The organism is Rhizobium sp. CBN3 (assembly GCF_030518245.1).
Lineage (GTDB): Bacteria > Pseudomonadota > Alphaproteobacteria > Rhizobiales > Rhizobiaceae > Rhizobium > Rhizobium aethiopicum_A.
The window spans coordinates 31,279-54,012 of sequence record NZ_JAULSE010000029.1; the positions used below are offsets into that span (position 1 = coordinate 31,279).

Sequence of the window (22,734 nt, forward strand, 5' to 3'; positions counted from 1 at the left end):
CAGCCACCGTCCGTCACCCGGCCGCATGATGCTCCCGCATCGTCTCGGCTGAGCGGCGCACCGCCTCGGCGACCTCCAGCAACTGCTTGGCCATCGGTGTCGAATTACGCCAGACCATGCCGATCGTTCGCGACGGCTGCGGCGAGGGGAAGCGGGAAATCGAGACATGGGCCGAGCCTGTTTCGACCGGAACGGCCATCTCCGGGATCAGTGTCACGCCAATGCCGGCGCCGACCATCTGGACGAGAGTGGAGAGCGAGCTGCCTTCCATGATCTCCCGTGGGCGGGCCGGGCCGACCTTGCAGAAGGACAGGGCCTGATCGCGGAAGCAGTGGCCCTCTTCGAGCAGCAGCAGCCGCATTTCGCGCAGCGCCTCGCGCTCTGGCACCGGCTTGTCTCCATCCTCCTGTCGCCTGACCAGCACGAATTCCTCCCTGAAAAGCTCGAGTTCGGTGAGCGAGGGTTCCGACACCGGCAGCGCGACGATCGCCATATCGAGCTGGCCCTGCGCCAGTTCATGAACCAGCCTGCCCGTCTGCGTCTCGCGCACCTCGATCTGAATCCCCGCGAAGCTTTTGTTGAGATCGTTTATAATTGCCGGCAGCAGATAAGGCGCGATCGTCGGGATGATGCCGATGCGCAGGCGCGTGAGGAAGGAATCGCGCGAGGCGCGGGCAAATTCCCCCAGCTCGTCGACGGCGCGCAGAATGTCGCGGACCCTGAGCGCGAAGCTCTGGCCGAAGGGAGTGAGCTTCACCTCGCGCGCGCTGCGCTCGAAGAGTTCGCTGCCTAATTCCTGCTCAAGTTCTTTGATCTGCATGGAGAGCGCCGGCTGGGAGATGGCGCAGGCGTCGGCGGCGCGGCGGAAGCGGCCATCCCGCGCCAAGGCTTCAAAATAACGCAGCTGTTTCAGGGTAAGGTTCTTCATAACCTCAGCTTATCGCGGCAATCAGTAAATCCAACTTAAAATTATTGAACGCTTCCGATATGAAGATTGCAAGGGAGAGAGTGGGGCGTCAGCTCGGCTCATCTTTTTGAACCCCAGACAGATCAAGCAATGAAGGAGACGATCATGGACAACCCCACTGACAGCACAGGCAAATGTCCTGTGGCCCATGGCAATACGCCGCGCGGCCGAGCCAACCGTGACTGGTGGCCGAACCAGCTGAACGTGCAGATTCTTCATCACAATTCCGGCCGCGCCGACCCTATGGGCAAGCAGTTCGACTACGCCGAGGAGTTCAAGAAGCTCGATCTCGACGCGCTGAAGAAGGATCTTCACGCGCTGATGACGGATTCGCAGGACTGGTGGCCTGCCGACTTCGGCCATTACGGCGGCCTCTTCATCCGCATGGCCTGGCACAGCGCCGGCACCTACCGCATCACCGACGGCCGCGGCGGCGCCGGCCAGGGCCAGCAGCGTTTCGCACCGCTGAACTCCTGGCCTGACAATGCCAACCTCGACAAGGCTCGCCGCCTGCTGTGGCCGATCAAGCAGAAATACGGCAACCGCATCTCCTGGGCCGACCTCCTGATCCTCACCGGCAACGTCGCGCTCGAATCGATGGGGTTCAAGACCTTCGGCTTCGCCGGCGGCCGCGCCGACGTCTGGGAGCCGGAAGAGCTCTACTGGGGTCCTGAGGGCACCTGGCTCGGCGACGAGCGCTACAGCGGCGAACGCCAGCTGGCAGAACCGCTCGGCGCCGTGCAGATGGGTCTGATCTACGTCAACCCGGAAGGCCCGAACGGCAATCCCGACCCGGTCGCTGCGGCCCGGGACATCCGTGAAACCTTCGCCCGCATGGCAATGAACGACGAAGAAACCGTGGCGTTGATCGCCGGCGGCCACACCTTCGGCAAGACCCATGGCGCGGGCGACCCGTCCTTCATCGGCGCCGAGCCGGAAGGCGGCGCGATCGAGGACCAGGGCCTCGGCTGGAAGAGCTCGTTCGGCACCGGCGTCGGCAAGGACGCGATCACCGCTGGCCTCGAAGTCACCTGGTCGCAGACGCCGACCAGGTGGAGCAACTATTTCTTCGAAAACCTCTTCGCCCACGAGTGGGAGCTGACGAAGAGCCCGGCCGGCGCCCATCAGTGGCGGGCCAAGAACGCCGAAGCCTCCATTCCGGATGCTTATGAGCCGGGGAAGAAGCATGTTCCGACCATGCTGACCACCGATCTCTCGCTGCGTTTCGACCCGATCTATGAGAAGATCTCACGCCGGTTCCTCGAAAATCCTGGTGAGTTCGCCGACGCTTTCGCCCGCGCCTGGTTCAAGCTGACCCACCGCGACATGGGACCGAAGGTGCGCTACCTCGGCCCGGAGGTTCCGGCCGAAGACTTGATCTGGCAGGACGTGATCCCGGCCGTCGACCATCCCCTTGTCGACGACAAGGACATTGCCGAACTCAAGGCAAAGGTTCTCGCCACCGGCCTCACCGTACAGGAACTGGTCTCGACCGCCTGGGCCTCGGCCTCGACCTTCCGCGGCTCCGACAAGCGCGGCGGCGCCAATGGCGCGCGCATCCGCCTAGCTCCGCAAAAGGACTGGGAAGCCAACCAGCCGGCCCAGCTCGCCAAGGTGCTCGGTGTTCTCGAAGGCATCCAGAAGGACTTCAACGCCGCCCAGACCGGCGGCAAGAAGATCTCTCTCGCCGATCTGATCGTGCTTGCCGGCGCCGCCGGTGTCGAGAAGGCGGCGGCAGCGGGCGGCAACGCCGTCAGTGTGCCCTTCAAGCCCGGCCGCATGGATGCTTCCGAAGCCCAGACGGATGCGCATTCCTTCGCGGCGCTCGAGCCGCGCATCGATGGCTTCCGCAACTATGTGAACAGCAAGCGCCTGCAGTTCATGAAGCCGGAAGAAGCGCTCGTCGATCGCGCCCAGCTCTTGACGCTGACCGGGCCTGAAATGACCGTCCTCGTCGGCGGGCTGCGCGTGCTGAAGGCCGGCAACCCCGAGCATGGCGTCCTCACGTCGCGCCCGGAAACGCTGACGAACGACTTCTTCGTCAACCTGCTCGACATGGCGACCCAGTGGGTTCCCGCCGGCGAGGAAGGCATTTATGAAGGGCGCGACCGCAAGACGGGTGCCGCCAAGTGGACCGGCACCCGCGTCGACCTGATCTTCGGCTCGCACTCGCAACTGCGCGCCTTCGCCGAAGTCTACGGCCAGGCCGACGCCAAGCAGAAGTTCGTCAAGGACTTCGTCGCCGCCTGGAACAAGGTCATGAACGCCGACCGCTTCGACCTCGTCTGATAAAGGCAGCCATTTCGGCCCGGGCGCGGTTTCGGCCGCGCCCGGGCTTTCTTTTGAGTGCCTTCGGATGGGAAGCGTGCCCGGTTCCCTTTGCCGCCAGTACAGTACGGATCTCTCCTGAGCGCATCCTCGGCAGTGAGATAGCTGGCGCGGCATACTCCAACGCCCCTCATCCTTGAGGCGCGCAGGCCAAAGGCCGAAGCCTCGAAGGACACGCCGCAACGGCGCGTCTTGCATTCATCAACCGTCAGGGCACCCGCCTCGCCCTTTGATGAGGCTCTCCTGGACTACCCGCTCCTAGCCATGGCGGACCTCCCATGCGATAGATGATCGACACACGGGAGGAGTTGATATGAACGCTTTGCAGGGTAAGGTCGCCGCCATCACCGGAGCTGCCTCGGGAATTGGACTGGCATCGACCGAAGCGATCATCGCGGCGGGCGGTTCGGTCGTGATGATCGATCGGGACGAAGCGGCGCTGAACGAGGCCTGCGGCAGGCTTGGATCGAAGGCGATCGCGTTGCGGCTCGACCTTCTTGACCCCGAGGAGTGCGCGGGCCTGCTTGACCGTATTCTATCGAAGGCCGGCCAGTTGGACATCTTCCATGCGAATGCGGGCACCTATATCGGCGGAGATCTGGCGGACGCCGGCCTGGATGCGATCGACCGCATGCTCAATCTCAATGTGAACGTCGTCATAAAGAACGTCCGCACGGTCATACCCCACATGATCGAAAGAGGGACGGGAGATATCATCGTGACCAGTTCGGTCGCGGGCCACGCCCCCGTTCCATGGGAGCCGGTCTACTCCCCTTCGAAGTGGGCGATGCACTGCTTCGTCCAGACCATGCGGCGGCAACTCTTCAAGAACGGCATCCGCGTCGGGTCCGTCTCGCCGGGCCCGGTCGTCAGCGCCTTGCTGAAGGACTGGCCGGAGGAGAACCTGCGCAAAGCAAGGGAGGCTGGCGCCCTGATCGAACCGCGAGACGTCGCCGAAGCCGTGCTCTTCATGCTGACCCGGCCGCGCAACGTGACGATCCGCGACATGGTGATCCTGCCGAGCTCCTTCGACATTTGACTTGAGCGGAAGGCAGAGCGGATCCTTCTGCATAAGCTGAACTGCGGGAGAATGTGGACAAAGCGTGCCGAGTGGCACGCTCATCCACCTTATCCTGAACAGGCGGAAGGCAGTGTCTCGAAGAACACGCCTAAACGCCGCTGAAGCTCTCTTGGACTACCGCCCGACCGTCCAATCCTCGACGCGCAAGCCTTCGACGCGCTGGAATTCCCCGACATTGTTGGTGACGAGAACCAGATCGCGGCTCCTGGCTTGCGCGGCAATCAGCACATCGTAGGGACCGATCGGCTTTCCCTTGGCCGCCAATGCGGCGCGGATCTCCCCGGCTGCCAGCGCATCCTCGCGCTCGACACCGATAGCTGGGAAATCCGCCATGAACAGGCGCAGGGTTTCGAGATTGTAGGAAACTTTAGCGCACTTGTAGGCGCCGTAATAGAGTTCGTGCATGACGACGGTGGAGAGGCCGATCGATCCCTCGTCGCTCTCCATCACGCGGGAGAGCAGCATGTCGGCCTTGCGACCGATCAAGGCAATCACGGCATTGGTGTCGATCAGATGCGTAATCACTTGAACAGGTCCTGAAGACCAGGCCTCTCCTGATCCTCGGGCTGTTCTCGCCCTTGTGCCATGAAATCGTCGCTGAGCCCGCGTTCGAGAGCGTTTCGCAACGACGCCCACCGCACGCGGCTATCGACCCGCGGCCGGAGAATGACGGCATCGCCTTCCCGCGTCACTTCCACCTGTTCCACGTCGAAACGGAACTCCTTCGGCAGCCGCACGGCCTGCGAATTGCCGGATTGAAACACCCGCGCATATTGCGGCATAGAGCATTCTCCGCAGCTTGTATATATACTTATGTATATACGCGACGCACGACGTTTCTGCAAGGAGCCTTTCCACTACCGAGGCAAAATGCCGAAAGGCGAGAGCGTCAGCAGATCGGGATCATCAGTCGCCATCGCCTTCGCCACCTGGGCATGGCTCATGCTGTAGCCGTAGGCAAGGACGCGCACACCGTCGATCATGAAGAACTGCGCCTGGTCCATGCCGGGCCGCAGCGTGCCCGTCACGGTGACGGTCTCATACATTCTTTCGAGATGCAGAGGCTCTTGCGGAACGACACGCACCAGCTGGTTGGGCGGCGGGGAAGGCATGTGGCTGCAGGCTCCGGCCCAGGGCACCAGCATGAATTCGTAGACAAGGTCGCCGTCCCGGTCGATCGGCAAGACGAAGCCCGTCAAGTCGACCGGATGCCCCTCATCATGCCAGGCAAGCGTTTCGCCCTGCGGACCGCTGACCGCCTTGCCCGACAGCGGCACCCTCGCCTTGGCCTGATCGGCGGGCCGCAAAGCGCTCCAGAAAATGGGCTGCGCTGCAGCCAAGGTGTCGGAAACCAGCCATGCGAAGCCGAATGCCAGCATCGCGAACGTCAGGAAAAAAGGTCTCAGCTTCATCATCGCATCTCCCCGGGCCGGTCGCGGACCGCCTGCCACTGCCGCACGGATGCTACTCCCGATCCCGCTCGCCCGTCCATCCGCCGAGCTCCCTGTGCGTGTTGGCCGTCGGCGAATGCTGACCAAGCAGCTCGGCGGCGATCAGCAGCAGAGCGAGGCGGCCTCCGCAAGCCCGGCGGGACCCGAGAGAGGGGTCACGGCGAGTGTCGGCCTGGTCAACGGCCGCCGGCCGGCCACGTCGAGGGCGCTGAGATCGACCCGCGCGCACTGCCGCTGCAATATTTCGCGCAGAACAAGCCGACGACGACGATCACATCGGGGTTGAAGAGCTGAACGACGGTCGCGAGCGGCTTTGACAGCCTCTCGCCGCCGAGAATAGGCTGCCATCCTATTCATGTCATGCACTTAACAAGGATTCGCACCGTCAATTTCAGGCTCACGGATTGATCCATCGCGAATGGGTGAGGGCGCCGGTTTCGTCATAGCTGAACAGGGCTCTTCGGTTGTCCTGCTGGCGCAATTGAAACCAGTCCAGTGTCCGGGCGCGAAAACTCAGGACGCCAAAGCGCGCCTTCCCCTCCGCTTCGTCGCGAGGCTCCGGCAATTCGCCCATGGTTTCGAAGGCGCATTCATCTCCCGGCGGTCCGCCGATGTAAGTCATCCGCGTCCGGCCGGGGAGTCTCTCCCAGGCGGTTTCGGCACGTTCGCTTCCGGGGCCATGGCATTCGACCGTGCCTTGAAGCCGAAGCTGCAGCCGGGCCTGTGGGCAGAAGCCGAGGACGGTGACCTGAGGATTTGCCGAAAGCTCCAGCCATTTTGGGCTGCGCGTATCGGTGTGGAATTCAAGGCTACGCGTCGCTCCGTCGGCCGCCCGCAGCACCACCATGCGCGCCTGCGGCCTGGCCTCGGCATCGACCGAGCAGAGGTTCACATAGCGGAAACCCGACTGCGGACCTGCCGCAGCCGTTTCGAGTTCCGCCCATGCCGAAGCATCGATGTCAGTGAGATCCACCGGCAGTCGCTCAGACGGAACGGGCGATGCCGCCGTCGACGCGGATGTTCTGGCCGGTGATGTAACCCGCACCTTCCGACAGGAGGAAGGCGATGGTGGCGGCGATTTCCTCGCTCGTGCCGTAGCGGCCCATCGGAACGCTGTCACGCCGCTCGTCGGTGGCGGGCAGGCTGTCGATCCAGCCGGGCAGGACGTTGTTCATGCGGATGTTCTTGGCCGCATAGGTGTCGGCGAAGATCTTGGTGAAGCTCGCCAGTCCCGCCCGGGCGACCGCCGAGGTCGGGAACATCGGAGACGGTTCGAAGGCCCATGCCGTGGAGATATTGACGATCGCGCCGCCGCCCTGGGCTTCCATGATCGGCGTCACCAGCCGGGTCGGCCGCACCGCACTGAGGAAATAGACCTCCATGCCCTTGTGCCAGTCCTCGTCGGAGATTTCGAGGATCGGCGCACGCGGGCCGTGGCCGGCGGAATTGACCAAAGCATCGATCCGCCCCCATGTCGCCATCGCCAGATCGACGAGGCGCTTGACGTCGTCGATCGACTGGTTCGAGCCGGTGACGCCGACGCCGCCGAGTTCCTTCCCCAGCGCCTCTCCCTTGCCGGAGGAAGAAAGAATCGCGACGCGATAGCCGTCACCGGCGAGCTTCCGGGCCGCCGCAGCCCCCATGCCGGACCCGCCTGCGGTGATGAGAGCGACTTTTCCTTCAGACATTGAGACCTCCGATAGCTGATTTTGCGCGGCATTATGACAGATGCCGGTGGGACTTTCGCGCGAGAAAGAAAGCTGTCAGACTGTAGAAAATCTACTGGATATGCCGATGACCCAATCCCGCCGCACGCTGCCGCCTCTGAATGCGCTCCGCGCCTTCGAGGCCTCGGGCCGCCGGCTGAATTTCCGCGCCGCCGCCGAAGAACTCGGCGTCACGCAAGGGGCGGTCGCGCAGCAGGTTCGCGCGCTGGAAGAGCAGCTCGGCCTCAGGCTGTTCCAGCGCCTTGCCCGCGGCCTTGCGCTCACTGCCTATGGCACGGCCTATCTGGCGGACGTGACCCGCGCCTTCGATACGCTCGCCGAAGCGACCGCGCGGCTTCTTGACCGGCCGGAAATGGTAACGATCACCGCCACCCCCACGGTCGCCACCAGGCTGCTGATCCCGCGGCTCGCCGAGCTCTATGCCGCCCTTCCCGATATCGATCTGAGGACGGTCGCGACCGAAGCGCTCGCCGATTTCGATCGCGACCAGGTGGATATCGCAGTGCGCCTCACCCGCCCGCCTTTTCCGGCGAACCTGCAGGCGCAGCTCTTGTTCCGCCAGGAGCTGGTCGCGGTCGCAAGCCCGCATCTGGTCAAGGGCCTGACCTTGCCCTTGAGCATCGAAGAACTTCGCAAACTGCCGCTCTTGCATGACTCGCACGATCACTGGCCGGTATTCCTGCGCACGCGCGAGAAGCTGCCCGGCGCGGCCTTCAACCATACGACACTGGCGCTGGACGCAGCACTCGCCGGCCAGGGCATCGTGCTCGCCTGCCGGGCTTTTGTCACCGCCGATCTCGAGGCCGGGCGGCTGGTGCGGGTGACGGATGCGACGGCAACCATCGGACCCGATTACTTCCTCGTGCGCAAACGCTCGTCATCGCCGCGAAAGGCCGTGGACGCGGTCTGGGACTGGTGTGCGACGCAGCTGTCGCTTTCCTGAAGCGCACCGCATGAAAGGAGGGCGCTAGCCCTCCAGCGCCTCGATCATCTCAACCCGCGTCGCATGCCGGCCGCCCTCGAAACGGGCAACCAGGAACGCATCCACGATATCCAGCGCCAGCCCTTCGCCGACAACGCGCACGCCAAATCGACAGCATGTTGGCATCGTTGTGCTCGCGGATCTTGCGGGCCGAGAAGGTGTCGGCGCAGACGCCGCAACGGATGCCTTTGACCTTATTCGCCGCCATCATGATGCCCTGGCCGGTGCCGCACAGAATGATACCGAACCTGCAATCCCTGGAGGCAACGAGCCGCGCCGCCGCTTCTCCGTGCTTGGGATAATGCGTACTCTCCGGCGTGGTCGGACCGATATCGACCGCCACCCAGCCACGCTCCGTGATGTGGGCGGCGATAGCCTGCCGGAGCTGAATGGCGGCGTGGTCACTCGAGAGGACGATGCGGTTGCTGGCGGTCATGGAAAAGTCGCCTCGTTTTCGGAGGCAATTGGCGGCTTGGCCAAGTTGCTTCAGATGCTGTTGTTTCTTCAATTCTTCGGACATAGCCGGACGAATGCGCCAACTGCTTCGAAACTCAGGGCCGTGAACCTGTTCTGACTTCCGAAATTGCGAGAAGAGGCGTGCTCGATCGCATCGGCGATCAATGGAGCCTGCTGACCTTCGAAGCGCTGGAAGACGGGAAGAAGCGCTTCAACGAACTGCTGCGCGAGATCGGCGACATTTCGAAACAGATGCTCTCCAACACATTGCGGCATCTGGAACAGGACGGCTTCGTGCGGCGTACGGTCTATCCCGAGGTTCCGCCGCGGGTGGGATATGAACTGACGGAGATGGGGCGCTCCTTCCTGATCCCGTTGAACGGGCTGATCGGATGGGCGGGAGTGGAACCATTCGCAAATCATGAGTGCGCGAGAGCGGAATGAAAGGGGTTAGAGTTTAAGCCGCCAATAACTCAATGCTTGCCACCTGATCGAGATTTGGGATCCGTTATTTGCCTTCGCTTGTGCTCAAGGCGTACGTCGCTAACGCTCCTCACCCCCTCATCTGCCTGCCGGCATCTTCTCCCCGCTGGGGCGAAGGGGAATCGTGGCAACGCCTCGCTCCATTTGAGACGTTTGCGGTAGGTATGGCCACCGTGCGGTTTGCTCCCCCCTTCGCCCCAGTGGGGAGAAGACGCCCGTCAGGGCAGATGAGGGGGTGAGCGACGACAGGAGCGAATGCGCTGAGCGCAAAGCGAAGGGCAATAATTAGGGTCGCAACCTCTCCGCCCATCACGCCAGCAACACCTTGCCACCCGTCCGGAAGGGCAAGGCGGCGCGCAACGCTTCGCCGATCTTTTGCAGAGGAAACACCTCCCGCACCTCGGTCGCGATCACCTTGGAGGCGATCTGCGCCGCGACCTCGGAATACGCGCGCTGGACATCGCCCATCGCTTCGGAATGAACCCATTCCCTGAGGTGACAATAGGAAAAGGCAATATCGAGATGGGAGGCCCAGAATGACGGCGGGATGCTCTCGCCCGAAAGCAGACCGTAATGCAGGAAGTAACCGCCAGGCTTCAGCGCATCGGCAAGCACCGAGGCGCGCGCGCCGCCGACGCAGTCGAACACTGCATCGAGCCCGGACCTGCCGGCGAGGCCGGCGGCGAGATCGCTGCCCGCCCTGTCGACGATAACCGCCTCCAGCCGGCCCCGCAGGCGCGCGAGGGATTCTTCGCCGCGGACGATTGCGATCGGCTCCACGCCGACGGCATTCGCCATGCCGATCAGGACAGACCCGATCGAAGAGGCGGCGGCATTGATGGCGATACGCATGCCGGGTCTCAGCCCGATCTTCTTATGCAGCATCAGCCAGGCGGTCATCGGGTTGACATAGCTGGTCGCGGCCTCGAAATCCGAAAGCGCGTCGGGCACGCGAAGGCACCAGTTCGGATCGGTATCCTTGAACTCCTGCCATCCGCCGGCACTGCGAACCGGCAGCACGCGCGCCCCCGGCACCAGCCCATGAACCTCTTCGCCGCATGCTTCGACCACGCCGAAGGCTTCGAAGCCGGGGATGAAGGGCAGGGTCGTGCGGCCGGCATAGGCGCCTGAAATCGTGATGATATCGGAGGGATTGATCGAGCGCGCCAGCAGGCGGACGCGAACCTGGTCGCGCGATAGCGGCCCCAGTTCGGCCCGTTCGATGCCGACGACCTCCTCGGCCGGCCCGAATTTTCGCACGACCGCCTGATATTGCATTTGCATCCCCCACACAGTCGGTTAGAACACGCCTTCGAAATTTCGGTGATCGAATGAGCGTTGACGACAGGCCTTTAGCATCGTTCCGGGTCTCGATGCGAGACATCGACATTTATGGCCATGTCCACAATTCGGTTTACCTCGATTATTGCGAGGATGCGGTCGTCGAGTTCCTGCGCCACCGGGAGATCCTCAGCCACTTCCGCCACACCACCTCAGGTGTTGCCTATCACGTGAAGAAGGCGGAGATCACCTTTCACAACCCGATCGACGTCGACGATATCGTCGAGGCGAAGGTCAAGGTCGAGAAGATCGGGCGGTCAAGCCTCTCCTTTACGATCGAGCTCTATCGCCAGCGCGACGGCGCCCATTGCGCCTCGGCCGGCCTCGTCTGGGTCTGCGTCGGCCTTTCCGACAGCCGCCCGACGCCGATCCCCGAGGCGACGAGAGCCGCCTTGTCGCAGGGCTGACCCATGCCGATCCACGCGGAGCTTCTTCGACACGCCACAGAGAGACCGGACAAGCCGGCAGTCGTGATCGACGGTGGCTCCCTGAGCTATGGCGAACTCTATAGCCGCGCCGGCGCGATCTACCGGTTCATCCAGGCGCTTCCGCGCTCGAACGGCCGTTCATTCGATCTTCCCGGCGTCGAGAAGCTTGTAGCGGTCAGCCTCGGCAATCACATCGGTTTTGCAGAGTATTTTATCGCCGCCACCGCACTGGCGAATGCCTGCTCTGTCATCGATCCGATGATGCCGGAGGCAACGATCGAGCGCATCGTCGAGCGCCTGGCGCCTGACGCGCTTGTCGTCGATGATGCTGCCAGCGCAAGCGCCGAGATCGGCCGCCGGCTCGGTGTTCCCGTGATCGTCGCCGGCGCGGAGCCCTTTGACCTCGCCGCGACGGGAGACGACATGCCCGTCGATGCCGGGGGGATCTTCCTGATCGGCTTCACCTCGGGCACGACAGCCGAACCGAAGGCCTATTACCGCTCGCGCGAACAGTGGCGCCGAAGCCTCGATCGGGGGCGTCTCGTGTTCGAACTCCAGGACGCGCCCTCGACCCTGTGCCCGGGAGCGCTGGCGCATGGGCTCGCGCTTTACGCACTCGTCGAAGCGCTCGATGCCGGAGCAACCTTCCATTCGATCGGGAAATGGGATGCCGGCGCGGTCGCGCGCATTCTCTCCTCAGAAAAGATAGAGCGGCTGGTTGCCGTGCCCACCCATATAGCGGGCATCGCCCGGGCATGGAGCGAGCCGATGGAATCCTTACGCGAGGTGCTGACCGCCGGCGCCAAGCTAAACCTCAACGAAGTCCAATCCATGCGCCGACTTTTTCCGAAGGCGCGCATCCGGGAATATTACGGCGCCTCCGAGATCGGTTTCATGACCGTTTCGACGCTGGTTGGCGGCGCGACCGATTTTCCGATCGACCGGGTCGGGCGAGCCTATCCCGGCGTCGAAATCTCCATTCGCGACCCGGAGGAAAACGATGTCGGCACCGATGTGCCGGGCACCATCTTCGTCAACAGCGACCTGATTGCCGACGGCTATCTCTGGGGCGACGACGGCCAGGCATTCCGGGTCACCCCGGCGGGCGCGACTGTCGGCGATCTCGGCGAAATCGATGCAAACGGCATGCTGCGGGTGATCGGCCGGGCGGGCGGCATGATGATATCGGGCGGCAACAACGTCTATCCCGCCGAAGTCGAGAGCGCGCTCAAAACCTGCCGCGGCGTCGAAGATGCCGTCGTCTTCGGGCGGCCGGACCCCTATTACGGCCAAAGCATCGTTGCCGTCGTCTCGGGGGAGGCGATGGATGCGAAAATGCTTGCCGAGCATTGCGCAGGCAGGCTTGCAAGGTTCAAGATCCCCAGGCAGTTCTACCATATCGGCGCCTGGCCGATGACGAGCAGCGGCAAGATCGCGCGCGGGCAGGTAGAGGCATCGGTGATTTCTGGAGACGGTCTTGTCCTACGCCTATCAGCCTGACGAGGATTGGCAGCCGGTCGTGGTCGCCGCCTACCGCACGCCGATCGGCCGGGCCTTCTGCTCGCTGTCGACGGTTGCAGCCGAAGACCTGCTTACCCCCATCATCCGCCGGATCGTCGCAGAAACAGGCGTTGCGCCCGATGCCCTCGACGACGTGCTGGTCGGCAATGCCGCCGGCGGCGGCGGCAATATCGGCCGGCTGGCCGCCCTCCATGCCGGCCTGCCCATGGCCGTTCCCGGTGTTGCGATCGACCGGCAATGCGGTTCCGGCCTCGAAGCGATCATCATGGCCGCTCGGCTGATCCAGGCGAAGGCCGGTTCGTGTTTCCTTGCCGGCGGCGTCGAAAGCGTCAGCACTGCGCCGTGGCGCGTGGAACGACCTAAGACGAATGGCGCCGTGCCGCGCTTTTACGGGCGGGCGCGGTTTTCACCTGAGGCGATCGGCGATCCCGAGATGGGCATCGCCGCCGAAAATGTTGCGCGCAAGTTTGACATCTCGCGCCGGCTTCAGGATGAGTTCGCCCTACGCAGTCACCGGCTCGCCGTCGCAGCGGCCGAAGCAGGCCGCTTCCGGCCGGAGATCGTCGAGATCGCCACCGCCAGCGGCCCCGTAACGCGAGACGAATGTCCGCGCCCGACGACCTCGCTCGAGGCGCTCGCAAAGCTGAAACCCGTTTTCCTGGCGGATGGCTCGGTGACGGCAGGCAATGCTTGCCCTGTGAACGACGGCGCCTGCCTGGTGCTCGTCATGAGCCGCGGCATGGCGAAGAGCCTCGGCATCGAAAAAGGCCTCGCCTTCATCGACAGCGCCGCCGCCGGCGTCGACCCCAACCTGCTCGGCATCGGCCCGGTCGCCTCGACGGACAAGCTTCTGCAGCGCCAGCCTCACCTGTCGCTTTCCGCAATCGACGCCATCGAATTCAACGAGGCTTTCGCGGCCCAGGTTCTGGCGTCGCTCGATCAGCTGGATCTATCAGCCGACACGGTCAACAAAGAGGGCGGCGCCATCGCTCTTGGCCATCCCTTCGGCGCATCCGGCGCGATCCTGGTCACCCGGCTCTACGGCCAGCTGATCCGCAGGGACGGCTGGGCACCAGGCACAACCGGCCTCGCCATGATCGGCATCGGCGGCGGCATCGGGCTCACGGCGCTGTTCGAGGCTGTCCGCCTCTTCTGAGAAGACCGCCACAGGCACGTGCGCTGCCGGTTTCAATCCTATTGTGATCTGGCTCAATCGATATTGGAAATCAAGGCGGCTCCGGTGCGGCGAGGGCGCCCGCAATCTGATCCCGAAGCCAGACACCCCCCGGATCGCGATCGAAACGACGAAGCCAATACATGGTCACGTCCATTTTCGGCGAATCCATTGGGGGCATGAACACGTCGAGCATCAGCCGGCCGGTCAACATGCGCGCGAAATGAACCGGAATGCTCCCCAGCATTTCGCTCGCTTCAACAGCAAGAGCGACCGCGTGGAAATGCGGCACCGTGACCATGACACGCCTGGCGAGACCCAGGCGTGCAAGGGCGGGATCGATCGTCCCCGTCCTGCTGCCATCGGCCGAGCGCAGGACGTGGGGAACAGCGCAGAAGACCTCCGCCGGTATGGTGTCTCCTGGAGAAACGCCATGGCTGGCAAGGAGCGAATGTCCTCGCTTGGCAATGCATACCAGCCATGATTGGAACAGCTTGCGGCTAATAATCCATTCAGGCGGTTCGAGCGAGCGATCAATAACGATGTCAGCCCGGCCGTCACGCAGCATCTCGAAGACTTCCGATGATGCATGATCGATCATCTGCAGGCTGATGGAGGGCGCCGCTTTGGCCAGGCGTGCAGCAAGCGGCGGCATCAACAGCGAGGAGAAGTAGTCCGATCCGACCAGCATGAAGGATCGGCTCGAGGTAGCGGGGTCGAAGGCAGCGTTCGTCGCCAATGCCTCTTCCATGCCGGCCAGGGCTTGCCTTATCGGTTCACGCAGCTCAAGCGCCCGGGCGGTCGGCATCATCTGATTGCCTTCCCGGACGAACAATTCGTCGTCCAAGAGGGCGCGCAGTCTCCCCAAAGCCGAACTCACGGCCGGCTGGGACAAGCCGACGCGCTCGCCGGCCCGCACGGTCGAGAGCTCCGCCATCATGGCGTCGAATACACGCAGCAGATTCAGATCGAGGGCTGAGAAATTCACGGACTCAATATCCCTTATATGATCATTCAATTTCCGTGCAGCCGCTTCCGGCAATAGTTTGGGACAGCAGTATAAAACTCTATTCCATTCAACCTTGGAAGGAAATTGCGATGAACATCGCTGGGGGCATCGGGCGGACCGTGAGCTGGATGGACACTGCCTACACCATACATGTGGGACGATTTGAGAGCGGCGGAATTGTCGGCGTTTTTGAAGGCACCGTGCCTGCAGGCGGCGGGCCGCCCGTCCACATCCATCACAATGAGGACGAGGTGATCCATGTGATCGAAGGCGACTATGAGTTCTGGCTGAACGGCGCGATCGTCCCGGTTGCCGCAGGAAGATCGATCTTCCTGCCGCGTGGCGTGCCGCACACATTTCGAGTGGCAAGCGCGTCTCCCGGACGCAATCTCACCATCCTGACGCCGGGCGGCATGGAAGAATTCTTCATCGAGGCAGCTGTGCAGGCTCCTCATCTGCCGGAGCACATGGAACGGTTGCTCCAGCTTGCGGAACGTTATGGCATCGAATTTCGCGGGCCGCCGGATTGGGACGCCGCCCGGACGTCCTGACAACGGCACCCCGCATCAACGATTGCAAATGCGCCGATCGCCTCTCCCACCCGTAGCCCGACGCTTGAACGCCTCCGTCTCCATCGCGACGGCATCGAAGGCGGCACGCACATCCTCAGCTCCGGCCATCTCCACCGGCGGCACACCTCGACCGCAGGAGAGTTGCGCTACTGCCTTGGCATAGGACGACAGCGACCGAGAGAGAATGGTTCGAGCCCCCGATCCGGCGCATTCTCTTGGCCGTTGGCTATGGTCGGCGCCGTCAATCCACGTGGCGATTGTTCTGATGCCGATCGAACCGCCTACCCCACTGAAGAGGCGGTTTGCGGCCCCATTTTAAAATCAACAGAGGACATTCCTCGCAAAGGACCAGGGAGATTACCATGAAGATCGTCGTTATCGGCGGTACCGGCCTCATCGGCTCGAAGACGGTGGAAAGGTTGCGCAAGAAGGGACACGACGTTTTGGCGGCCTCGCCGAATTCGGGCGTCGACACGATCACCGGCCAAGGTGTGGCCGAAGCGCTTGCCGGGGCGCAGGTGGTGCTCGACCTCGCCAACTCGCCTTCCTTCGAAGACCAGGCCGTGCTCGAATTCTTTCAGACTTCGGGCCGCAACCTGCTCAAGGCCGGGGCTGTGGCCGGCGTGAAACATCACATCGCGCTTTCGATCGTCGGCATGGAACGGCTGCAGGGCAGCGGTTACATGCGCGCCAAGATGGCGCAGGAAGAGCTGATCAAGAGCTCGGGCATACCCTATACGATCGTGCACTCCACCCAGTTTCATGAATTCATGGCGGGCATCGCCCAGTCGAACACGGTCGGCCAGACCGTGCATCTGTCGCCGGCCTATCTTCAGCCGATCGCCTCGGACGACGTCGCCGACGTCATGGCCGAGGTGGCGCTCGCTGCTCCCGTCAACGGCACGATCGAGATCGGCGGGCCGGAGAAGATCCGCCTGACCGATATCGTCACGCGTCTCTTCAAGGCGACGCACGATCCGCGCCAGGTGACGACCGATCCGCACGCCCGCTATTTCGGCGTCGAACTCGACGACACTTCGCTCGTGACCGGCGCCAATGCGCGGCTCGGCAAGATCCGCTTCGACGACTGGCTGAGCCAGCAGCCGCCCCAGAAGAAGAGCGCCTGACGGGGAAGCGTTACCTATCGACCTATTCCTATCATCGGAGGAGACCAGACATGCTCAGGAAAATCATCTCGGCGGCGGCCTTTGCGCTTGTCCTTGCCGCCGGCACTCAGGCTGGCGCCGCTGGCGGCAAAGCCAAGGTGACCGTCGTCTTTGACCAGAAGCTGCCCAATGTTCCCGGCAAGAGCATGAAGGCCGTGCTGGTGGAATATGAGCCGGGGGGCCAGTCGCCCGGCCATACGCACCCGAAGTCGGCCTTCATCTACGCCACCGTTCTCGAAGGGGCGATCACCAGCAAGGTGAATGACGGGCCGGAGAAGACCTACAAGGCCGGCGAGAGCTTTCCCGAATTTCCCGGCGATCATCACGCCGTCAGTAAGAATGCCAGCAAGACAAAGCCGGCGCGCCTGCTTGCGGTGTTCGTGCTCAATACCGACGAGACGGAACTGACGATCGACGACAAGTGACCTCGTCCTCGATGCCCGGCACCGCCGGGCATCGATTCCGTGCGCCGCGTCAAACAGCCTGCAGCGCCAGCTCCAGATCGGCGATCAGATCATCCGGATGCTCGATGCCGATCGACAGTCGGATTGTCGATTCCAGCACGCCAATGCGCTCCCTGACATCGGCCGGCACGCCGGAATGTGTCATGGCGGCCGGGTGGCTTGCGAGCGACTCCGTGCCGCCGAGGCTGACGGCGAGCTTGAAGACCTGCAGCGCGTTCAGGAATTTGAAGGAGGCCGGCTGGCCGCCGCGGATATCGAAGGAGAAGGTCGAGCCGGCGCCGGTGCATTGGGCGGCGAAGGTGCGGCCGGAGGGCGAGTCCGGATCATGATAGGGAAGATAATGAACCTTCTCGACCTTCGGATGATCACGCAGGAAATCGGCCACCGCCCGCGCATTGCTGTTCGCCCGCTCCATGCGTAGCTGCAGCGTTTCGAGCGACCGGCCGAGCATCCAGCAGGAATGCGGATCGAGCTGCGTACCGATCGCGCCGCGTAGCGCCTTGACCTGCTTGATGACAGCCTTGCGCCCGAGGACAGCGCCGGCGATCAGATCGGAATGGCCGCCGACATATTTGGTCAGCGAATAAAGCGAGATATCGGCGCCATGTTCGATCGGCCGCTGGAAGACCGGCCCGAGCAGCGTATTGTCGCAGACGACGATCGGCACGTGCCCCTGCCTTGCGCCGATCGCATCGGCCACGCGGCGGATCATCGCGACGTCGACGAGACCGTTGGTCGGATTGGCGGGCGTCTCGATGAGGATCACGGAAACGCGGCCCTTGCCGACCGCCTCATCCGCCGCCTTCTGCACCGAGGCCTCACTGACACCATCGGCAAAACCGACCGCGGCGACCCCGAAATTGAGGAAAGTCTTTGCCAGCAAGGTTTCGGTGCCGCCATAGAGCGGCTGCGAATGCAGGATCGCATCTCCCGGCCGGACGAAGGCGAAGAGCGTGGTGGCGATCGCCGCCATGCCCGAAGAGAAGAGCGCGCCGCTTTCGGTCCGCTCATAGACGGCGAGCCTGTCTTCGACGATCTCGCTATTCGGATGATTGAAGCGCGAATAGACGAGACCGGCGCCCTTGCCCGCCGGCGGCTCGCGGCGGCCGGAGACATAATCGAAGAAATCCTTGCCGTCCTCGGCGGAATTGAAGACGAAGGTGGAAGTCAGGAACACCGGCGGCTTGACCGCCCCTTCCGAAAGTTCGGGATCGTAGCCGTAGTTCAGCATCTGCGTTTCGGGATGCAGCGCATGATTGCCGATATGGGTTTTGGAAGGATGCGGGGCGGTCATGATCGTCTCCTCTGTCGAACCTGCCGAAGGACAGGATACATCAATTCGAGGAGCAGTCATCGAGACTGCTCAATTAAGAGTGGAGCATAATGTCGTACCAAGAACCGCTCACACTTTTTGGTCTCGTGCTCAGACGCTCAGCTCACGATCTCGCCCAATGTATCGGCGACATAGGCGCCGCGCGCGCCCATCGGCAGCGGATGGCCCGTCGTCGTGTCCCGCGCCGTCTGATGCTCCAGCTCGGCATTGAGCTCCGCGCCGACGATGAGAATAACAACGGAAAGCCAGATCCAGATGAGAAAGCCGATCAGCGCGCCGAGCGTACCGTAGGTCGCGTCGTAATTGGCGAAATGCTCGAGATAGAAGGAGAAGCCGAGCGACATGGCGGCGCAGGCAAGCGCCGTCAGAACCGCACCCCAGGTCATCCACCGGACTCGCGCGGGCTCACGGCTCGGACCGAAGCGGTAGACCAAGGTCACGGCCACGACGATGACAAGCAGAAGCAGCGGCCATCTCAAGAGAAGCGCCATATGTTCCTTGAACTGATCAAGCCAGAGATAGGAGAGTACGACAGGCATCACGCCCATGAGTGCCACCACGACCACCGCGAAGACCACGGCGCAGAGGGTGAAGCAGAGGCCGATCAGGTTCAACCGCACCAGGCTGCGCTTCTCCCTTTCCTCATAGGCGACGTTCATCGCATCGAAGATCGCCAGGGTGCCGCTATGGGTGCTCCACAGCGCAATGCCGAGACCGACGAAGAAGGTGATGCCGAGCGTGCTGTCGCGTTTCTCCACAAGCGCCTTGAGTTGATCGGCAAGAAGATCGAAGGCCCCGGGCGGCAGGAGGATGGCGAGCTCGCGAAGGTGTTCGGAAATCGTGATCGGATCGGCGACCAGGCCATACAGCGAGACCAGGGCCGCCAAGGCCGGGAACAGCGCCAGCAGCAGATAGAAAGTTACGCCCGCGGCAATGAGGGTGACCCGGTCGTCGAGGACCTCATGGAAGACGCGCCAGAACACATCGCGAAGGCCGCTCATCGGAATGGCCTCGGGGGTCGCCGCGCTGCGACCATGATCGTCACCCGACGAGGCGACCGCGGCAGAAGGCACAAGCGAACCGCGCTGCCTTGCCTGCAGCAACACAAACGCGCCCACAGCAGCCGCCATCATCGCCGCAGCGAGCGGATATCCCTTGAGGCGGAGTGCATCAGCCATTACCCTATCCTCCGATTTGCTTCGGGGATAACGCCGGGTGCCGCTAAAGGATGCAAGCTGTTGCTTCCCTGGGGAAATTCCGGGCGGGGGAGGGGAGTCGCGGCGGTCAATGGCGCGCTTGAGCGAAGATCTCGCGCCAGCTTCGCGACCTACAAGCCACTGATTTTATTGGAACCGCGCCCCACTATGGAAGCGAAGCGCGAGTTTAGTTTCGTTAGTGCGATACTGATGATTTCTCGCGCGCCTGCCAGGAGCAGCGATTTTGCGACCCTGGGGACGGCGAATTGACACGCCGCAGACCTGAATTCCGCCTGCCACCGTTCAAATCCGGCGCCTGCCAGGCAGCGGCGACCGGCAATCCGCAGCGTAGAGACGCTGCACGATATGCCCCATAAACAATAGCGCCAGCGGCATCTGGCAGCAATAGCCGCGACCGTTATCCCGGGAAAAGATCAGCTTCACAGTGCTTGCTTTGGACGCCAGTCATTGAAGCATCTGCAATTTCCACGGCGCTCCCTTGGCCACCTCCAATGCGTATCGCCCGCAGCGTTTCCGAGATAACGACATGAGGGAAGCAAGGCGGGCCGCCAACGACGCCGCCAATGCCCAAGCGACGGTCGGCGGCTTGGTGATCGATGCGCGAGCTATCCGGCATTGGCCGCCGTCGGCCTCCTGCGCGCCCGGACAACATATCCGGTTTCGCTGTCGTACCGGTCATCGGGAAATTCGATATTCCAGACAAGACGGCGCAATGGCTCCGGGGCGATGTTTCGATACCCAAGCTCCTCCAAACGAAGCAGAAGCAGCAGATGATCGCTCTCGACGACCAGCCGGGCATAGGCGACGAGCTGATGCAGCGCCGGACGCATGGCGGCATAGGATTTGAACCCGAACGATGCGGCGATCGCCTCATCGAGGTGCGACGACTTGATGTGAGGATACTGGCTCCGCAGAGCCTTCTTCAGAGCGGCGATATTCGCAGGCGAGAACCTGATGGATGGGTTCAGCATATGACGATCCAATGTCCCTGGCCGAAGTCTGCCGATTACGCTTCGACCTTGGTGAACATGGTCGTCAAGAAACTCCACTCGCCCTTCAACCCGGCAGCAGGTTCGGTTAGGCTCCAGACTGGAACATTAGCCTGCGGACGCTTCTTGCTCAAGAGATGGATCGACTGGGAAGGCAGATTGCCGACACCAACTGCCCACCACCTCACGAATTGGGATAGTCGCCCAGCCGTCCGTTGTCCGCGGACAACGGAGCAATCGCTTTCGAGATCCGCTGGATCGGTGCCGGGCCATGGAAGCGTGGCTCGTTATAGCAAAGTGCAGCGGAGCAAATCGCGATCACGGGCTCATAGGCGCGCTGGATCGCGTCATCGTGAGCTATGAACCTGCCCACCGGCCGTCGCCGCAGATACCATCCTCTACTACATTTCGGTTCCATTCAGATTTCGATCGTAGATTAATGCCAAACTTGAATTGGATTGCAGAGGAGCACGATGAGGGGATCTATGCTGTTTGGCATCATTGGAGTGCTCATTTTCGGCGCGATGGCCAGCTATTATTGGGAGGGAAACCTATTCGGCTTCCGCCATTGGAGTTGGCGGCAGAAGCTTACGCTGTCGGTTAAAACTCCTGATGGGATAGTAACCGCCAGTTCGGTGACTGCCGCAAGTTGGGATATGCCACCTGAATGGTTCAAAATTGGCGATTCGGGAGGCGGGCACGGGGGCCCGCTCAAGCTCACCGGGGAAGCTGTGACATTGGAGGTCGCGCCGAACAAGTATCTGTTTGCGCTGATTGACGATGCCGCGACAGAACTGGCGGTCACGCTCTTCGCCAATCCACCACTTCGATCAGTTCATCGAGACGAGTACGCACGTTCCCTTGATCGAATTCAACTGATCACAGAGGCGAAAAAGCTGACACCAAAACAATATCCTCGCCTGGTCACATTTGCCGACATCAATGATCCGACCACGGTCCGAGATATGAAGCCATCGGAGCTGGAAGAATTCTTTGGGCCTGGAGTTTCATTGAATTCTATTACCTTGTCAGTGACGCCGGAGCCAATGACCGACGGACGAGTCGACGCCGCCCTTCCCTGGCTGTGTGACTATGAGTTCCGGCCGAGCGGAGAGAAGCGTTTGTCACATCTGACCATTGGCCCGTCCCCAACGGCACTAAAATCGAACAGGTGCCCCTGGCGCAATTACGTTATGGAGGCTCGGGGAACTGATGTTGATGACAAGATAAAAAGGCATCTATGCTGCCCTTCCTAACGGCAATACGTCAAAGAGTGCTGCAATCTAGTCTGCATCAGTATCGATTTCAGCACCGCTCCTCCTAATGCCTTTTGGGAGATCCTGCTATTGCTTGAAACGACCAGGGCGACGCGAATTAAAATCAGCAGCTCACGAGCGAAGCGGATAAGCTCGTTTGATCTTCTCGCGATCAAGGCTGCATGGCGAGCCTTGCTCACGCCAGCGCGATTGAGTTGAGGCACATCCACGGACCGCTCAACAAGCGTATCTTGGCGCGTTGTCCGCGGACAACGACACGCCCCAAGCCGACGCGGCGCCGCGCCCGCTACATCTTCTGTACGATATCGACACAGCCCCGGCTTGAATTCGCCCTATTGCGACACTACCTCGTGACGAGCCGAAGCGCCGCCCCTCCTGGCTGCTTTGGCCCGATAGACAGCACTTCTCCTCCCATGCTGTCGGTCACTATCGAAGCCCGGCGCCCTCTCCCGCGCCGGGCTTCTTTCACTTTGACGCCGCACACCCACCTCGCCCTTCGAGGCCCTGACGGGCACCTCAGACCGCGGCATCCTTCAACTTCCCTCATCCTGACGCGGAGGCCAAAGGCCGGAGCCTCGAAGGACAGGCCGCAACGTCGCTCCTTGCAGCCATCAGCACCGGAGCACCCGCCTCGTCCTTCGAGGCCCCTGCGGGGCACCTCAGAGCCTGTGAATGTTTTGTGGCGGCGGCGATTGGATTGTGATTCTGTGGGTCGTTGATTTGCGTGGGGGATGATGGTGGGCGACGATCTGTTCGAGGGAATGCCGG

The 22,734-nt window shown here is 62.5% G+C and carries 21 protein-coding genes and 2 pseudogenes; 11 read left to right on the top strand and 12 right to left on the bottom strand.

What is annotated here, in order from left to right; all coding sequences use genetic code 11:
• Positions 1-13 precede the first annotated feature (13 nt).
• Positions 14-928, bottom strand: a complete 915-nt coding sequence (locus QWJ46_RS27615) for a hydrogen peroxide-inducible genes activator (protein ID WP_302755377.1) — start codon at positions 926-928, stop codon at positions 14-16.
• 144 nt (positions 929-1,072) lie between these two features.
• Here QWJ46_RS27615 and katG point away from each other — a divergent pair, with 144 nt between their 5' ends.
• Together katG and QWJ46_RS27625 are read left to right on the top strand one after the other, a co-directional pair.
• A complete protein-coding gene (katG, locus tag QWJ46_RS27620) occupies positions 1,073-3,256 on the top strand; it encodes a catalase/peroxidase HPI (RefSeq protein WP_302755380.1) in 2,184 nt (727 codons plus the stop codon).
• A gap of 352 nt (positions 3,257-3,608) precedes the next feature.
• Entirely contained in the window at positions 3,609-4,334 is a 726-nt protein-coding gene (locus QWJ46_RS27625) for an SDR family oxidoreductase (RefSeq protein WP_302755384.1), read from the top strand.
• Positions 4,335-4,490: 156 nt separating this feature from the next.
• Here QWJ46_RS27625 and QWJ46_RS27630 read toward each other — a convergent pair whose 3' ends face one another.
• From QWJ46_RS27630 to QWJ46_RS27650, 5 genes are all read right to left on the bottom strand, one after another.
• A complete protein-coding gene (locus QWJ46_RS27630) occupies positions 4,491-4,901 on the bottom strand; it encodes a type II toxin-antitoxin system VapC family toxin (RefSeq protein WP_302755386.1) in 411 nt (136 codons plus the stop codon).
• Complete coding sequence (locus tag QWJ46_RS27635; protein WP_302755389.1) at positions 4,898-5,158, bottom strand: antitoxin; 261 nt, start codon at positions 5,156-5,158, stop codon at positions 4,898-4,900. Before QWJ46_RS27635 ends, QWJ46_RS27630 begins: the two co-directional genes overlap by 4 nt.
• A 75-nt stretch (positions 5,159-5,233) precedes the next feature.
• Complete coding sequence (locus QWJ46_RS27640) at positions 5,234-5,791, bottom strand: DUF3299 domain-containing protein (RefSeq protein WP_302755390.1); 558 nt, start codon at positions 5,789-5,791, stop codon at positions 5,234-5,236.
• 433 nt (positions 5,792-6,224) lie between these two features.
• Positions 6,225-6,800, bottom strand: a complete 576-nt coding sequence (locus QWJ46_RS27645) for a pyridoxamine 5'-phosphate oxidase family protein (RefSeq protein WP_302755393.1) — start codon at positions 6,798-6,800, stop codon at positions 6,225-6,227.
• Between the two features lie 10 nt (positions 6,801-6,810).
• Positions 6,811-7,515 (bottom strand): SDR family oxidoreductase, encoded by a 705-nt coding sequence (locus QWJ46_RS27650; protein ID WP_302755395.1) that lies wholly within the window; start codon positions 7,513-7,515, stop codon positions 6,811-6,813.
• 106 nt (positions 7,516-7,621) lie between these two features.
• Here QWJ46_RS27650 and QWJ46_RS27655 point away from each other — a divergent pair, with 106 nt between their 5' ends.
• A complete protein-coding gene (locus QWJ46_RS27655) occupies positions 7,622-8,497 on the top strand; it encodes a LysR substrate-binding domain-containing protein (RefSeq protein ID WP_302755398.1) in 876 nt (291 codons plus the stop codon).
• A 24-nt stretch (positions 8,498-8,521) separates the two neighbouring features.
• On the opposite strand, the pseudogene rpiB reads toward QWJ46_RS27655, so the two are convergent.
• Positions 8,522-8,972 (bottom strand): annotated as a pseudogene (rpiB, locus tag QWJ46_RS31325) (ribose 5-phosphate isomerase B).
• Between the two features lie 134 nt (positions 8,973-9,106).
• Between rpiB and QWJ46_RS27670 the strand changes: the two are divergent.
• Positions 9,107-9,446: pseudogene (locus tag QWJ46_RS27670) on the top strand (winged helix-turn-helix transcriptional regulator).
• 338 nt (positions 9,447-9,784) lie between these two features.
• Here the strand turns inward: QWJ46_RS27670 and QWJ46_RS27675 are convergent.
• Positions 9,785-10,753, bottom strand: a complete 969-nt coding sequence (locus QWJ46_RS27675) for a zinc-dependent alcohol dehydrogenase family protein (RefSeq protein WP_302755402.1) — start codon at positions 10,751-10,753, stop codon at positions 9,785-9,787.
• 53 nt (positions 10,754-10,806) lie between these two features.
• Between QWJ46_RS27675 and QWJ46_RS27680 the strand changes: the two genes are divergently transcribed.
• The 3 genes from QWJ46_RS27680 to QWJ46_RS27690 are packed head-to-tail and all read left to right on the top strand — an operon-like array spanning position 10,807 to position 13,921.
• Positions 10,807-11,223, top strand: a complete 417-nt coding sequence (locus tag QWJ46_RS27680; RefSeq protein WP_302755405.1) for a thioesterase family protein — start codon at positions 10,807-10,809, stop codon at positions 11,221-11,223.
• Positions 11,224-11,226: 3 nt separating this feature from the next.
• Positions 11,227-12,744 carry a class I adenylate-forming enzyme family protein gene (locus QWJ46_RS27685; protein ID WP_302755408.1) on the top strand — a complete coding sequence of 506 codons (1,518 nt, stop codon included), beginning with the start codon at positions 11,227-11,229 and terminating at the stop codon, positions 12,742-12,744.
• Positions 12,722-13,921, top strand: a complete 1,200-nt coding sequence (locus QWJ46_RS27690; protein WP_302755410.1) for a thiolase family protein — start codon at positions 12,722-12,724, stop codon at positions 13,919-13,921. Before QWJ46_RS27685 ends, QWJ46_RS27690 begins: the two co-directional genes overlap by 23 nt.
• Before the next feature lie 70 nt (positions 13,922-13,991).
• Here the strand turns inward: QWJ46_RS27690 and QWJ46_RS27695 are convergent, their stop codons facing one another.
• Positions 13,992-14,981 (bottom strand): LysR family transcriptional regulator, encoded by a 990-nt coding sequence (locus QWJ46_RS27695; protein WP_302755411.1) that lies wholly within the window; start codon positions 14,979-14,981, stop codon positions 13,992-13,994.
• Positions 14,982-15,037: 56 nt separating this feature from the next.
• On the opposite strand from QWJ46_RS27695, the gene QWJ46_RS27700 reads away from it, so the two are divergent.
• The 3 genes from QWJ46_RS27700 to QWJ46_RS27710 all read left to right on the top strand — a co-directional run bounded on the left by QWJ46_RS27700 (position 15,038) and on the right by QWJ46_RS27710 (position 17,111).
• Positions 15,038-15,499: a cupin domain-containing protein gene (locus QWJ46_RS27700; RefSeq protein ID WP_302755413.1), complete on the top strand. Its 462-nt coding sequence runs from the start codon at positions 15,038-15,040 to the stop codon at positions 15,497-15,499.
• Between the two features lie 383 nt (positions 15,500-15,882).
• Complete coding sequence (locus QWJ46_RS27705) at positions 15,883-16,647, top strand: SDR family oxidoreductase (RefSeq protein ID WP_302755415.1); 765 nt, start codon at positions 15,883-15,885, stop codon at positions 16,645-16,647.
• Positions 16,648-16,697: 50 nt separating this feature from the next.
• The gene (locus QWJ46_RS27710; RefSeq protein ID WP_184459883.1) at positions 16,698-17,111 is read left to right on the top strand and encodes a cupin domain-containing protein; all 414 of its coding nucleotides are present in this window, start codon (positions 16,698-16,700) and stop codon (positions 17,109-17,111) included.
• Positions 17,112-17,160: 49 nt separating this feature from the next.
• Here the strand turns inward: QWJ46_RS27710 and QWJ46_RS27715 are convergent, their stop codons facing one another.
• The 3 genes from QWJ46_RS27715 to QWJ46_RS27725 all read right to left on the bottom strand — a co-directional run bounded on the left by QWJ46_RS27715 (position 17,161) and on the right by QWJ46_RS27725 (position 20,671).
• Complete coding sequence (locus QWJ46_RS27715) at positions 17,161-18,444, bottom strand: cystathionine gamma-synthase family protein (protein WP_302755421.1); 1,284 nt, start codon at positions 18,442-18,444, stop codon at positions 17,161-17,163.
• 137 nt (positions 18,445-18,581) lie between these two features.
• The gene (locus QWJ46_RS27720; protein ID WP_302755424.1) at positions 18,582-19,661 is read right to left on the bottom strand and encodes a YihY/virulence factor BrkB family protein; all 1,080 of its coding nucleotides are present in this window, start codon (positions 19,659-19,661) and stop codon (positions 18,582-18,584) included.
• A gap of 644 nt (positions 19,662-20,305) precedes the next feature.
• Complete coding sequence (locus tag QWJ46_RS27725; RefSeq protein ID WP_302755426.1) at positions 20,306-20,671, bottom strand: hypothetical protein; 366 nt, start codon at positions 20,669-20,671, stop codon at positions 20,306-20,308.
• A 503-nt stretch (positions 20,672-21,174) separates the two neighbouring features.
• Here QWJ46_RS27725 and QWJ46_RS27730 point away from each other — a divergent pair.
• Positions 21,175-21,945: a hypothetical protein gene (locus tag QWJ46_RS27730; protein ID WP_302755429.1), complete on the top strand. Its 771-nt coding sequence runs from the start codon at positions 21,175-21,177 to the stop codon at positions 21,943-21,945.
• Positions 21,946-22,734: the final 789 nt, after the last annotated feature.